Annotated in this window: 13 protein-coding genes and 1 pseudogene; 10 read left to right on the top strand and 4 right to left on the bottom strand. The window is 67.6% G+C overall.

Going from position 1 to position 12056, the window contains the following annotated elements; genetic code table 11:
- The first annotated feature begins 73 nt into the window (after nucleotides 1–73).
- The 8 genes from BKA15_RS26150 to BKA15_RS26185 all read left to right on the top strand — a co-directional run bounded on the left by BKA15_RS26150 (nucleotide 74) and on the right by BKA15_RS26185 (nucleotide 8513).
- Nucleotides 74–958, top strand: a complete 885-nt coding sequence (locus BKA15_RS26150; protein WP_179755868.1) for a siderophore-interacting protein — start codon at nucleotides 74–76, stop codon at nucleotides 956–958.
- Nucleotides 959–1085: 127 nt separating this feature from the next.
- The gene (locus BKA15_RS26155; RefSeq protein WP_218871577.1) at nucleotides 1086–2639 is read left to right on the top strand and encodes a multicopper oxidase family protein; all 1554 of its coding nucleotides are present in this window, start codon (nucleotides 1086–1088) and stop codon (nucleotides 2637–2639) included.
- Between the two features lie 50 nt (nucleotides 2640–2689).
- Nucleotides 2690–3121, top strand: a complete 432-nt coding sequence (locus BKA15_RS26160) for a Fur family transcriptional regulator (RefSeq protein ID WP_179755873.1) — start codon at nucleotides 2690–2692, stop codon at nucleotides 3119–3121.
- Between the two features lie 37 nt (nucleotides 3122–3158).
- A complete protein-coding gene (gene katG, locus BKA15_RS26165) occupies nucleotides 3159–5372 on the top strand; it encodes a catalase/peroxidase HPI (protein ID WP_179755876.1) in 2214 nt (737 codons plus the stop codon).
- 403 nt (nucleotides 5373–5775) lie between these two features.
- Nucleotides 5776–6282, top strand: coding sequence for a DUF6879 family protein (locus BKA15_RS26170; protein ID WP_179755878.1), 507 nt, complete (start codon nucleotides 5776–5778; stop codon nucleotides 6280–6282).
- Between the two features lie 9 nt (nucleotides 6283–6291).
- Nucleotides 6292–6567, top strand: a complete 276-nt coding sequence (locus tag BKA15_RS26175; protein ID WP_179747561.1) for a helix-turn-helix domain-containing protein — start codon at nucleotides 6292–6294, stop codon at nucleotides 6565–6567.
- A gap of 413 nt (nucleotides 6568–6980) precedes the next feature.
- On the top strand, nucleotides 6981–7418 hold the full coding sequence (locus BKA15_RS26180) for an NfeD family protein (protein WP_179755880.1): 438 nt from the start codon (nucleotides 6981–6983) through the stop codon (nucleotides 7416–7418).
- A 24-nt stretch (nucleotides 7419–7442) separates the two neighbouring features.
- A complete protein-coding gene (locus BKA15_RS26185) occupies nucleotides 7443–8513 on the top strand; it encodes an SPFH domain-containing protein (RefSeq protein WP_179755882.1) in 1071 nt (356 codons plus the stop codon).
- Here BKA15_RS26185 and BKA15_RS37370 read toward each other — a convergent pair.
- The 4 genes and pseudogenes from BKA15_RS37370 to BKA15_RS35040 all read right to left on the bottom strand — a co-directional run bounded on the left by BKA15_RS37370 (nucleotide 8504) and on the right by BKA15_RS35040 (nucleotide 11197).
- Nucleotides 8504–9130 (bottom strand): DEAD/DEAH box helicase, encoded by a 627-nt coding sequence (locus tag BKA15_RS37370; protein ID WP_376766841.1) that lies wholly within the window; start codon nucleotides 9128–9130, stop codon nucleotides 8504–8506. The two genes, BKA15_RS26185 and BKA15_RS37370, sit on opposite strands and share 10 nt — an antisense overlap.
- Before the next feature lie 66 nt (nucleotides 9131–9196).
- Nucleotides 9197–9595: pseudogene (locus BKA15_RS37375) on the bottom strand (DEAD/DEAH box helicase); the annotation flags it as partial.
- Between the two features lie 65 nt (nucleotides 9596–9660).
- Nucleotides 9661–10755, bottom strand: a complete 1095-nt coding sequence (locus tag BKA15_RS35035; RefSeq protein ID WP_218871579.1) for a TOTE conflict system archaeo-eukaryotic primase domain-containing protein — start codon at nucleotides 10753–10755, stop codon at nucleotides 9661–9663.
- A gap of 91 nt (nucleotides 10756–10846) precedes the next feature.
- The gene (locus tag BKA15_RS35040; protein WP_218871580.1) at nucleotides 10847–11197 is read right to left on the bottom strand and encodes a hypothetical protein; all 351 of its coding nucleotides are present in this window, start codon (nucleotides 11195–11197) and stop codon (nucleotides 10847–10849) included.
- An 18-nt stretch (nucleotides 11198–11215) separates the two neighbouring features.
- Between BKA15_RS35040 and BKA15_RS35045 the strand changes: the two genes are divergently transcribed.
- The gene (locus BKA15_RS35045) at nucleotides 11216–11590 is read left to right on the top strand and encodes a hypothetical protein (RefSeq protein ID WP_218871581.1); all 375 of its coding nucleotides are present in this window, start codon (nucleotides 11216–11218) and stop codon (nucleotides 11588–11590) included.
- A complete protein-coding gene (locus tag BKA15_RS26200) occupies nucleotides 11590–12030 on the top strand; it encodes a helix-turn-helix domain-containing protein (RefSeq protein ID WP_179755886.1) in 441 nt (146 codons plus the stop codon). Before BKA15_RS35045 ends, BKA15_RS26200 begins: the two co-directional genes overlap by 1 nt.
- Nucleotides 12031–12056 lie beyond the last annotated feature (26 nt).

A 12056-nucleotide genomic window follows, 5' to 3' on the forward strand; every position in this document is an offset into this window, starting at 1 on the left:
GATCCACGCAGCGAGACGATCATGATCACGTCCGCCAATCATGAGTAAGGTTAGCCTAAGAACAGGGGGAGCGATGGCTGGCGCCGAGGAGTACTACACCGCCGACGTGATGCGGGTGACCGACCTCAATCCGATCTTCCGCCGGGTGGTGCTCGGCGGTCCGGGCCTGGCCGGCTATGCCTCGTCCGGTCATGCGGACGAGTGGTTCCGGTTCGTGCTGCCGGCCGAGGGCCGGACCGAGGTGCCGCCGCCCAAGATCATCAACGGCCATGCGGTGTTCGACGAGCCGCGCCCCCGGCAGCGCTACTACACGGTCCGTCAGTACGACCCGGACGGCCCGGTGATCACCGTCGACGTGATGCTGCACGGCCACGGCGCCGCCTCGGAATGGGTACGTGCGGTGCGGGCCGGTGACCGGGTGATGCTCAGCCAGGCCTGGGGTCGCTACGGCGCCGCGCCGGACGCGGAATGGGAGTTGATCATCGCCGACCCGACCGGGCTGCCGGCGGCGTGCCGGATCCTGGCCGAACTGCCGGCCGGGCGACGGGCCATCGCGCTGCTCGAGGCGCCCGGACCGCAGTGCCGGCTGGAGCTCGAGTCGGCGGCCGACCTGACCGTGCACTGGCTGGACAGTCCGGAGCTGGAGTCCGGCGCCGGCCGGCTCGCCGAGGCGACCCGTGGACTGGACCTGCCGGCCAGGCCGGGCTACGTCTGGATGGGCGGCGAGCAGGCGGCGTCCCGGGACATCCGGAAGTACTTCCGCAAGGAGCTCGGCTGGGGTTCCGAGCGGTACGACATCGTGGGCTATTGGCGCCCCGATTCGGAGGGCTACCTGGAGCGGTACGCGACGGTCCAAGATCAAGTCGCGGAGATTTACCAGCGCGGCGTCGCGGCCGGCCAAGATCAGGAGGACACCCTCGACGAGGCGCTGAAGGTGCTCGAGGCGCACAACCTCTGACGGCCGCCTCGGGGCCGAGGTCGGGTCGGCATCGCTCGTCGGCGACGTCGGGGGTCGCCTGCTGGCGTACCGCGGAGACGCCTGAGCACTGATGTGCCGGGGCGCGGTGCGCCGCAGGGTTGAGGGTATGAACTCCCCGGTCCTGCCCTTCTCCCGCCGCCGGCTGCTGACCGGGGCCCTGGGCCTCGGCCTGGTCGCGGGGTTGTCCGGCTGTGGGGTCGGTTCGACGTCGGTGAACCAGGTGGCCGCCCAACCGTTCACCCGGAAGCTGCCGATCCCGTCGCTGGCGCCGTCGCGCGTGAGCGACGGCGTTCGGGTTTTCTCCCTGAAGGCGGGCGCCGGCCGGACCCGGATCCTGCCCGAACTCGACACGCCGACCTGGGGCTACGACGGCGCCAGTCTCGGGCCGACGCTGCGGGCCGAGCGCGGCGAGCAGGTCGCGGTCGAGGTGACCAACGGGCTGGACGTCACCACCAGCGTGCACTGGCACGGCATGCACCTGCCGCCGACGATGGACGGCGGTCCGCACCAGGCGATCCCGGCCGGCGGCCGGTGGCGGCCCAGCTGGCGGATCGACCAGCCCGCTGCGACGCTCTGGTACCACCCGCATCCGCACGGCACGACGGAGGAACACGTCTACCGCGGGCTTGCCGGGCTGTTCCTGATCGACGACGACGCGTCGAGCCGGGCCACGTTGCCGCACGAGTACGGGGTCGACGACATCCCGCTGATCGTGCAGGACAAGCTGCTCGACCGAGACGGGGCGCTGCGGCTGCGGCGGGACGGCGGCGAGCCCGGCATCCTCGGCGAGGTCGTGACCACCAACGGCATCGCCGGCGCCTACCTCCCGGTCAGCACCGAGCGGGTACGGCTCCGGCTGCTCAACGGCTCCACCGCACGCAGCTACGAGTTCGGCTTCGGCGATCGTGACATCCAGCTGATCGCGACCGACGGCGGCTTCCTGGACGCCCCGCTGACGATCGACCGGATCCGGCTGGCGCCCGGCGAACGCGCCGAGCTGCTGGTGATCATGAAGCCGGGCGAGATGGCGCGGCTGCGGTCCTTCGAGGTCGGTCTCGGCGGTGTCGCCGTACCGTTCGCCATGGGCGGCAACGACGCGTTCGACGTCCTCGAACTGCGGGCGGCGGCATCGCTGAAGCCGTCGCCGGCGCCGGACTGGCCGCGCTCGCGACACGCGGACGAGGACGAGCTGCACGAGTCGGCGGTGACCCGGACCCGGGCCTTCGAGCTGGACGAGCGCAAGATCAACGGGCAGCTGATGGACCTGTCCCGGATCGACGAGGTGGTGACCGTCGGCAGCACCGAGGTCTGGGAGGTCCGCAGCACGGTGCCGATGCCGCACAGCTTCCACGTGCACGACGTGCAGTTCCGGCTGCTCACGATCGACGATGCGCCGCCGCCGGAGTGGTTGCGCGGCCCGAAGGACACGATCTACCTCGAACCGAGCCGCCGCTACCGGCTGTTGCTGCACTTCGCCGACTACGCCGATCCGGCGATGCCGTACATGTATCACTGCCACATGCTCTGGCACGAGGACGAGGGCATGATGGGCCAGTTCGTCGTGGTGGAGCCGGGCGACGAGGGTGCCGTCCGGGCACCGGAGCACCCGGGCTCCGGCGGTACCGCGGACCATGATCATCACGGACCCGGACACCGTTGACCGCATCCGAGCTTTCTTGACTCATTCCAGAAAAGCGCTAGGCTGCGGTCATGCCCACCACAGCGGAACTGCAGGACCTGCTGCGGGGGGCCGAATTGCGCGTCACCCGTCCCCGGGTCGCGGTGCTGCGGGCGGCCCACCGCCATCCGCACGCCGACACCGATTCGATCATCGGCGCGGTTCGTGAGGAGTTGCCCGAGGTCTCGCACCAGGCGGTCTACGACTGCCTGAACGCGCTGACCGGTGCCGGGCTGCTGCGCAGGATCCAGCCGCTCGGCTCGGTGGCTCGCTACGAGTCGCGGGTCGGGGACAACCACCATCATGTCGTCTGCCGTTCCTGCGGTGCGATCGCCGATGTCGACTGCGCGGTCGGGCACGCACCGTGTCTGACCGCGTCCGATGATCATGGTTTCGTGATCGACGAGGCCGAGGTCATCTTCTGGGGCCGGTGTGCCGCCTGCGCTGCCGTACCAACTTCTTGATCATCCTCGAACACGTATGAGTCTTGGAAGGAAAGCAATGTCTCAAGATCAGCCGGTCCCCGCAGAGGCAACCGCGGAGAGCCGGGGTCAGTGTCCGGTCGCGCACCGGGCCCCGCATCCGACCCAGGGTGGCGGCAACCAGGGCTGGTGGCCGAACCGGCTCAACCTGAAGATCCTGGCCAAGAACCCGGCCGTGGCGAACCCGCTGGGCGAGTCGTTCAACTACGCGGAGGCGTTCTCCTCCCTCGACCTGGCCGCGGTGAAGTCCGACATCGCCGAGGTGCTGACCACCTCGCAGGACTGGTGGCCGGCGGACTACGGGCACTACGGCCCGCTGATGATCAGGATGGCCTGGCACAGCGCGGGCACGTACCGGATCAGCGACGGCCGCGGCGGCGCCGGCGCCGGTCAGCAGCGGTTCGCGCCGCTGAACAGCTGGCCGGACAACGCCAGCCTGGACAAGGCCCGCCGGCTGCTCTGGCCGGTGAAGAAGAAGTACGGCAACAAGCTCTCCTGGGCCGACCTGATGATCTTGGCCGGTAACGTCGCGCTGGAGTCGATGGGCTTCAAGACGTTCGGGTACGGCGGCGGCCGCGAGGACGTCTGGGAGCCGGAGGAGGACGTTTACTGGGGCCCGGAGCAGGTCTGGCTCGGCGACGAGCGCTACACCGGCGACCGGGAACTGGAGAAGCCGCTCGGCGCGGTCCAGATGGGTCTGATCTACGTCAACCCGGAGGGCCCGAACGGCAACCCGGACCCGGTGGCGGCGGCGCGGGACATCCGCGAGACGTTCCGCCGGATGGCGATGAACGACGAGGAGACCGTCGCCCTGATCGCCGGCGGCCACTCGTTCGGCAAGACCCACGGCGCCGCCGACGCCGACGAGCACGTCGGGCCGGAGCCGGAGGGCGCGCCGATCGAGCAGCAGGGACTCGGCTGGAAGAACAGCTTCGGCACCGGCAAGGGTCCGCACACGATCACCAGCGGCCTCGAGGTGGTCTGGACCAAGACGCCGACGCAGTGGAGCAACAACTTCTTCGAGAACCTGTTCGGCTTCGAGTGGGAGCTCACCAAGAGCCCGGGCGGGGCGCACCAGTGGGTGGCCAAGGACGCGGACGCGATCATCCCGGACGCCTACGACAAGACCAAGCGGTGGCTGCCCACGATGCTGACCACCGACCTCGCGCTGCGGTTCGACCCGGAGTACGAGAAGATCTCGCGCCGGTTCCTGGAGAGCCCGGAGGCGTTCGCCGACGCGTTCGCTCGGGCCTGGTTCAAGCTGACCCACCGCGACATGGGCCCGATCGAGCGCTACCTCGGCCCGGAGGTTCCCAGCGAGGAACTGATCTGGCAGGACCGGGTGCCGGCCGTTGATCATGAACTGGTCGGGCCGGCGGACGTCGCCGCGCTCAAGACCAAGATCATCGAGTCGGGCCTGACGGTCGCCCAGCTGGTGTCGACGGCCTGGGCGTCGGCCTCCTCGTTCCGCGGCAGCGACAAGCGCGGCGGTGCCAACGGGGCCCGGATCCGGCTGCAGCCGATGAGCGGTTGGGACGTCAACAACCCGGCCGAGCTGGCGACCGTTCTCCGTACCCTGGAAGGGATCCAGGCCGACTTCAACGCCAGTGGCAAGAAGATCTCGCTGGCCGACCTGATCGTCCTGGCCGGTTCGGCCGGCGTGGAGAAGGCGGCGAAGGACGCCGGCTACGCGATCGAGGTGCCGTTCACCCCGGGCCGTACCGACGCCTCGCAGGAGCAGACCGACGTCGAGTCGTTCGTCGAGCTGGAGCCGAAGGCCGACGGCTTCCGGAACTACCTCGGCAAGGACAACCGGCTGCCGGCCGAGTTCCTGCTGATCGACCGGGCCAACCTGCTCACCCTGAGCGCGCCCGAGCTGACCGTCCTGATCGGCGGTCTGCGCGTCCTCGGCGCGAACTACGACCACTCCGCGCACGGCGTCTTCACCGACCGGCCGGGCACGCTGACGAACGACTTCTTCGTCAACCTGCTCGAGACCGGCATCGAATGGACGGCGACCGGAGAGGGCTCGGACGTCTTCGAGGGCAAGGATTCCGCGACCGGCGAGGCCAAGTGGACCGGCACCCGGGTCGACCTGATCTTCGGCTCCAACTCCGAACTCCGCGCCCTCGCCGAGGTCTACGCCGGCGACGACGCGAAGCCGAAGTTCGTCGAGGACTTCGTCGCCGCCTGGGTCAAGGTGATGGAACTCGATCGCTTCGACCTGAAGTGATCAACTGAGCAACACACATCCGGGCCGGTCTCGTCAGAGGCCGGCCCGGTTTGCTTGGAAGCTGACCGGAGCACACCGAACGGACGGAAAGGGCAGCTCTGGGTCGCCGAAGCGTGCCCTTGGGGTCCAGTCAATGGGTTCAGGAACCTGTCGAAGCCCACGTTGTCGATCATGGTTGAGGCTAGGTAGCGCGAAGCTCGGGGAGCGAGTCCCTGCACGGCATTGCACGACTCGCCGGATGATCATTCGGACCGCGGATTGCCTGGGATCGCACGGCTACCGCCATTTCTTGACTCGCAGCCTCGGCCGAAGCGATGCTGCTTGTGCCCATCGCGTGCAACGTCGAAAAGGGAGCACCCATGGCCCTGCGGTTTCTCGGAATCTTTCCGAAGGGCGCCCGGTTGTGATCAGCTTTGCGGACGTCCTAGCGTCGACCCAGCGATCGGCGGCGCATCTGGAGATGCGTGACGCCTACATGCTTGACGATCCCGCCTTCGTTGCCTGGCAGAGTGGGCAGCAGATCGATCCGCGGCAGTGGTGGCCGGACTGGCTGGAGCTCGTGCGACGGACGGTCGCGCGCGGCGTGGAGATGCGCCGGGCTCGCATCGTTTCCGAGCCGATCAGCGACTACATCCGTTACGAATACGACGTGACCGACGGCAATGTGGAGTCGGGGGAACAGGTGCGCTGGTTGCCGCGCCGGCGCGCGACAGATCTTGCGTTGCCCGGCAACGATTATTGGATCTTCGACGATCGGCTCGTGATGGTCAATCACTTCGCGGGTAACGGGCAGAAGTCGGAACCGGGCTACGAGCTCATCGAGGATGCACAAGTCGTGCGACTGTGCGGGTCCGCCTTCGAGGCGGTCTGGGAGCGAGCTGTCCCGCACCACGAGTACAAGCCGGTCTAATCGGCGGCGATGGCCCTCTCCCGACACTCCAGCGCACGCGAGGCGCCAGCTCATTGCCGATCGGCTACGGGGATTCGCGAGCAGGCGCGCCTGTCCGGCCGCGACCTCGCCACGGAGTGTGGCTGGCATCCGTCGAACACCTCGCGCATCGAAAACATCCGGAGCGCACCGACCGCCGCCCTCGCCGAGGTGTACGCCGGCGACGATGCGAAGCAGAAGTTCGTCGAGGACTTCGTCGCCGCGTGGGTCAAGGTGATGGAACTGGATCGCTTCGATCTGAAGTGATCAACTGAGCAACACACATCCGGGCCGGTCTCGTCAGAGGCCGGCCCGGTTTGCTTTGGAAGTGGGCCTTGGCATTCGTGCAAGTCCCGCTTGCAGAAAGGATCTGGCTGGGCGCGCCATGAAGCTGACCGGAGCACGCCGAACGGACGGAAAGGGCAGATCTGCGTCGCCAAGTCGTGCCCTTTGGGTCCAGTCGACGGGGTTCAGCTGCCATCAGTCGTGGTAGATCGTCGAACTCGCGCAGGATGACGCTCCGGGCCTCACGTCCATACACGGCTGGCCGACGCAAGTTTGAACATCCTGTCGTAGGGCGTTGCGGGCGATCGGCTTGGGCTGGTTCAAGCGGATGACTAGGCCAGGTTTTCGCGCCGAGCTACAGTGATCGTCAACCCCCGAGGGAATGGGTTGACACAATGGCGTGGATCGTTTGGCTGGTGCTCGCGGCCGCCTTGGGCGTCGTCGAGTTCTTCACCCTGTCGCTGATCTTCGGGATGCTCGCGGCGGCGGCGCTCGTCGGCGCGCTCACGGCCGGGCTGGGTGCCCCCGTGCTGGTCCAGGTGCTCGCGTTCGCCGCGACGGCCGCCGCCGGTCTCCTGGTGGTGCGGCCGATCGCCCGGCGCCACATGGCGCACCCGCCGCTGACCCGTGAGGGCAGCGACGCGCTGATCGGCCGGACAGGCGTTGTCCTGCAGCAGGTCACGGCGATGCAGGGGCTGGTCAAGCTCGCCGGCGAGGAGTGGTCGGCGCGTTCGTACGACGAACACCAGGTGATCGAGGCCGGCACGATGGTCGACGTGCTCGAGATCGACGGTGCCACGGCCGTTGTCTATCCGCGGGAGTTGCTGCCGTAGCAGGCTCTGAAAGGTGGAAGGCACATGGGGATCTTCGTACTGTCACTCGTCATTGCGGCCGTGGTCGTGTTCCTGGTCACCGCTACGGTACGGATCGTGCCGCAGGCGCACCGCTACAACATCGAGCGGTTCGGCCGCTATCGCACGACGCTGCAGCCCGGCCTGAACTTCATCATCCCGCTGGCGGACCGGGTCAACACCAAGCTCGACATCCGCGAGCAGGTGCTCTCCTCCCGCCCGCAGCCGGTGATCACCCAGGACAACCTGGTGCTGAACATCGACACGGTGCTCTACTACCAGATCACCGATCCGCGGGCGGCCGCGTACGAGGTCGCGAACTACCTCCAGGCGATCGACCAGCTCACCGTCACCACCTTGCGCAACGTCATCGGCAGCATGGACCTGGAACAGACGCTGACCTCCCGCGAGAACATCAACAATCAACTGCGCAAGGTGTTGGACGAGGCCACCGGCAAGTGGGGCATCCGGGTCAACCGGGTGGAGATCAAGGCCATCGACCCGCCGAACACGATCAAGGAAGCCATGGAGAAGCAGATGCGGGCCGAGCGCGACAAGCGGGCCGCGATCCTGCACGCCGAAGGCGAACGCCAGGCCAAGATCCTCACCGCGGAAGGCACCCGCCAGCAGGAGATCCTGGTCGCGCAGGGTGATCAACAGGCTGCCATCCTCCGGGCGGACGGCGAGGCCAAGGCGATCGAGCAGGTCTTCCAGTCCGTACACCGCAACAACGCCGATCCGAAGGTGCTGGCCTACAAGTACCTGCAGATGTTGCCGCAACTCGGCGGCGGCGAGAACAGCACCTTCTGGGTGATTCCGGGCGAGTTGACGCAGGCGATCAAGTCCGTCACCGAGGCCTTCGGTGATCATGCCGCCAGCCAACTCCCGCTGCCGAAGCGTGATCATGAAGAGCCGGCCGCCGAGGAGGACGAGGGAACCCGCGAACTGACCGACGGCAAGAACGGCCGCGCCGCAGAGGCCGCCGCGCTGGAAGCCGCCGAGCAGGCCGCGGCTGCCGTCAACGAGGCGAAGTCGCAGGTCGCCGCGGTCGAGCGGAACACGCTGGGTCAGCGTTGAGCGAAGCCGAGCGCGCGGTAGCCGGGCATCCGGCGCCGGAGGGACACGGCGAGCATCGGCGCGAGATGATCATGGTAGTCGTGCACCTCTGCCAGCGTCTTTCCCGGCGCTGACCGGACGACCCGGCCGGCGCACTGCAGCAGCAGCCCGTCGAAGGAGATCGGCGCGGCCAGGAAGAGCGTGTCGAGCGCGGGCACGTCGAAGCCCTCGCCGATGAACGGCGTGGTGCCGACGACGAGCGCGCCGTCGCCTGGATTGAGCTCAGCAAGGCGCTCCATCACGCTGCGGCGATCGGCAGTTCTCATGCCGCCGCGCAGGATCAGCGGATCGTGGCCACGGCCCGCGAGCAGCTCGGCGAGCGCGGTCAGGTGGGCCAGCCGGCGAGTGAGGACCAGGCAGTTCCGTCCCCGCGACAGCGCCGCGGCTACGTCCTCGACGATCTGTTCGTTCCGGGCCGGATCGGCGGCGAGCGCTCCGTGCACGGCCGCAAGTGCCCCCGCCTCCGAGGGGTCGTTCAGCTCGGAGGTGAAGCCCGTCTCGTGCACAGTGAGGATGCGATCGGGGCCGGGTTCGGAGAACCATGTGTCCGGGAGTGCGGTCGGCTCGGCCTCGCCCATCGTGTGCCGGACCGGCCCAAGCTGCCAGGAAACCAGCTCACCCAGGCCGTCGCGACGTTTCGGCGTTGCGGTCAGCCCAAGCCAGAACTGGGCCCCGATGATCTTGACCGAGTGGTCGTACGCAGCGGCTGCGAGATGGTGGCATTCGTCGACGATGATCTGCCCGTACCCCTGGGTCAGCTCTGCCACGTCGTCGCGCCGCGCCAGCGTCGGCATCATCAGAATGTCCACCGTGCCGGTCAGTTTCGATCGACCGCCGCAGAGCTGACCGGGACGAAATCCCAGGTGTGTCTCGATCCGCGCCCGCCACTGTTCGGCGAGTGCCTTCCGGTCGACCAGCACGGCGGTCGACGCCGCGCGCTCGGCGATCAGGGCGCAGGCCATGACGGTCTTGCCTGCCCCGGGCGGCGCGACGAGGACGCCGTCATCGTGAGCGAGCATCGCGTTCACCGCCGTGGTCTGAGCATCCGTGAGTTCCGCCGAGCACGTGAGATCAACCTCCTAGCCCGGGTGGCGGAGATCGGTGATCATCAGGTCGACTTGCGCAGCCGTTGCAACTCGTAGAACTTCGGATTGATCATGGACGCGGCATGCTTGAACGTCGACACCGCCGCCGGAGTCAGCTGACCGGCGCTCAGTCGGAGACCCGCCGCCAACTCGGCCGTCACGATCTTGGGCAGCTGAGGTTTGATCTTGGTCGCTGGTGAGGAATCGAGACGGGTCACCTCGGCACCGACAACGGTTCGTTCGGCAAGGCGTGCGACCTTCCGGGCCGTCGAAGGTCCCAGCCGGTCGACCGTCGAGAGATAGTCCCATTGATCATCGAACGGTTCCAACGTCGCAAGATCAAGAAAGACGGTGAGGCTGTTCCGTCGGCGAAGGCCGTTGAGTGGTGCCGCGATCAGGTTGCCGAAACCACCGTCCGGCAGGACGTCCTGACTGGGGAACAGCCGGTCATAGGAGCGGAGGTCCATGGAGCCTCGGAGTGTCATCGCGTCATGGATCAGGACGGTACCCACGCCGCGTGCGATCACGGCAGGCGTCGACTCGGCGAAGAAGATCCAGCCATGAGCGCCACGCCCGGACTGTGAGATCTCGAGGGCGACCGGCACCTCGCGAGCCCGCCCGGCCTTGACGTAGGCCAACGCGTCGAGCATCGCCGACGGACCGTCGAAATCCGCCGCCAGGAACGAGCAGGAATTGTCGCGCTGCAACGGATACAGGCCGATGAACTCATCACCGGTCAGGTGCGCGGCAAGAACTTCCTGGGTCAGCGGAAGACGACGTGCGGTTGCCGAGTTCATCCCTTTGCGCCAGCCGCCGGCGACCGCAGGCTTCCAACCCGACCGGCCGGTTCGATGGTTCTCCCAACGAAGGGAATAGACGTCCGTACGGGCACGGAACAAGGATGCGAACAGCGCGAGCTTGCGGTCCGCGGGCGAAGCCATCGTGACCATGCCCGGCCGATCCACGGGAGCGGCCAGCTGCTCCGGGCCAGGTTCGGTGTCCTGACCGCGCAACTCGAGCAGCCGCGACAACCGACGGTTCTCGGCGCGCAGCCGGTCCAGCTCGCGACGGAGCTGGGCGACGTCGTCTGTTGGGCCGACCCCTATTGCGTGCTCCATGATCCTCCAACCGACTCGAGATCGGTCTCCGGTTTCCGCTCAACGCTCTCAGCCGGGACGGGAATGTCAAATGTATCGGATCTGATAACATTCAGCCATGGTTGGGAATGGCAACACTCCAGTTGAACGTCCCGCGGGACAAAGCCAGGCCCCTGAGCCGAGTCAGGACCTGATCGAGGTACTGGAATCGGCGGCACGGCTCCAGACGTTGGTGCCCGATGCCGTTCTCGTCGGCGGGACGGCGGCCGCATTGCATGCGGGGCATCGAGTGTCGTTCGATCATGATCACGTCGTCGCCGACCTCCAGCAGCGCTTCGACCTCGTCCTCGACGCACTCGAGCGGGAGGGTGACTGGGTGACCAATCGAGCCACCGAGGGAAGGATCGTCCTGGGTGAGCTGGGCGGCATCGAAGCCGGGGTACGCCAGCTCCGCCGCGCCCATCCGCTGGAGGTGCAGTTGGTGAAACTCCCGTCGGGGAACGCCGTCCGGGTCCCGACCCTTGAGGAGACGCTTCGGATCAAGGCCTTCTTGATCGTTGTCCGCAACCGCGTCCGGGACTACCTGGACGTGGCGGCCTTGTCCGACCAGCTGGGCCTGCGCGCTGCGGCCGCGACGTTGAACGAGATTGACGTCTTCTATGAGGAGATGCGCCAGGGCGACGATGCGGTGGCGTCGCAACTGGCTCGACAGCTGGCCGATCCGAAGCCGGCCGACAGCCGGGTGCTGCGTCATCTTCCTACCTACAAGGGATTGTTGCCGCGTTGGCATCGGTGGGATGCGGTGGTCGGACAGTGCCAGGATCTCGTTCGCTGCATGATCGAAGGGAGGGAGTGATGATCTTTCGTCATATCGACGTGAGCCCGGACGCGCCGGTCGAAGAATGGGGCGTCGAGGGGATCCTCGCCGCGATTGATCGTGGCACGATCCGACACTGGCGCCGGATCGCGGCGGCGGTGCGGAAGGATCCGCAGGGCGAGGTGGCCGCCGATCTCGATCAGGCGCTGACGGGAGCGGAGTCCGAGGCATCGGCGGCCGTGCTTCGGTTGGTGCTCGACCGAGCCCGGGAAACCTCGGAACAACGCGTGGCTCGGCGTTTCCGGATGGCGATCGCGAGAAGCGGCCTGACCCAGGCCGAGTTCGCGGCCCGGCTCGGCACGTCGGCATCGCGGCTGTCGACGTACGTGACGGGATCGGTCGTGCCGTCGGCGGCCATGCTCGATCGCGCAGAGCGGCTGGTCGAGCTGATCGAGACCGAGCAGTCGGCGTCTGCCTGACTGCGTGTTCTGGTCTCCGCCCGCCC

The organism is Microlunatus parietis (genome assembly GCF_013407955.1).
Lineage (GTDB): Bacteria > Actinomycetota > Actinomycetes > Propionibacteriales > Propionibacteriaceae > Microlunatus > Microlunatus parietis.

Excerpts from the sequence above, each read along its gene's own strand:
- BKA15_RS26155 (WP_218871577.1), top strand. The coding sequence starts at position 1,086 with ATGAACTCCCCGGTCCTGCCCTTCTCCCGCCGCCGGCTGCTGACCGGG.
- BKA15_RS37370 (WP_376766841.1), bottom strand. The coding sequence starts at position 9,130 with ATGGGCGAGGCCGAGCCGACCGCACTCCCGGACACATGGTTCTCCGAA.
- BKA15_RS26185 (WP_179755882.1), top strand. The coding sequence starts at position 7,443 with ATGGGGATCTTCGTACTGTCACTCGTCATTGCGGCCGTGGTCGTGTTC.
- BKA15_RS26200 (WP_179755886.1), top strand. The coding sequence starts at position 11,590 with ATGATCTTTCGTCATATCGACGTGAGCCCGGACGCGCCGGTCGAAGAA.
- BKA15_RS26150 (WP_179755868.1), top strand. The coding sequence starts at position 74 with ATGGCTGGCGCCGAGGAGTACTACACCGCCGACGTGATGCGGGTGACC.
- BKA15_RS26175 (WP_179747561.1), top strand. The coding sequence starts at position 6,292 with ATGGCCCTCTCCCGACACTCCAGCGCACGCGAGGCGCCAGCTCATTGC.
- BKA15_RS35040 (WP_218871580.1), bottom strand. The coding sequence starts at position 11,197 with ATGGGCGCGGCGGAGCTGGCGTACCCCGGCTTCGATGCCGCCCAGCTC.
- BKA15_RS26180 (WP_179755880.1), top strand. The coding sequence starts at position 6,981 with ATGGCGTGGATCGTTTGGCTGGTGCTCGCGGCCGCCTTGGGCGTCGTC.
- BKA15_RS35035 (WP_218871579.1), bottom strand. The coding sequence starts at position 10,755 with ATGGAGCACGCAATAGGGGTCGGCCCAACAGACGACGTCGCCCAGCTC.
- BKA15_RS26160 (WP_179755873.1), top strand. The coding sequence starts at position 2,690 with ATGCCCACCACAGCGGAACTGCAGGACCTGCTGCGGGGGGCCGAATTG.
- katG (WP_179755876.1), top strand. The coding sequence starts at position 3,159 with ATGTCTCAAGATCAGCCGGTCCCCGCAGAGGCAACCGCGGAGAGCCGG.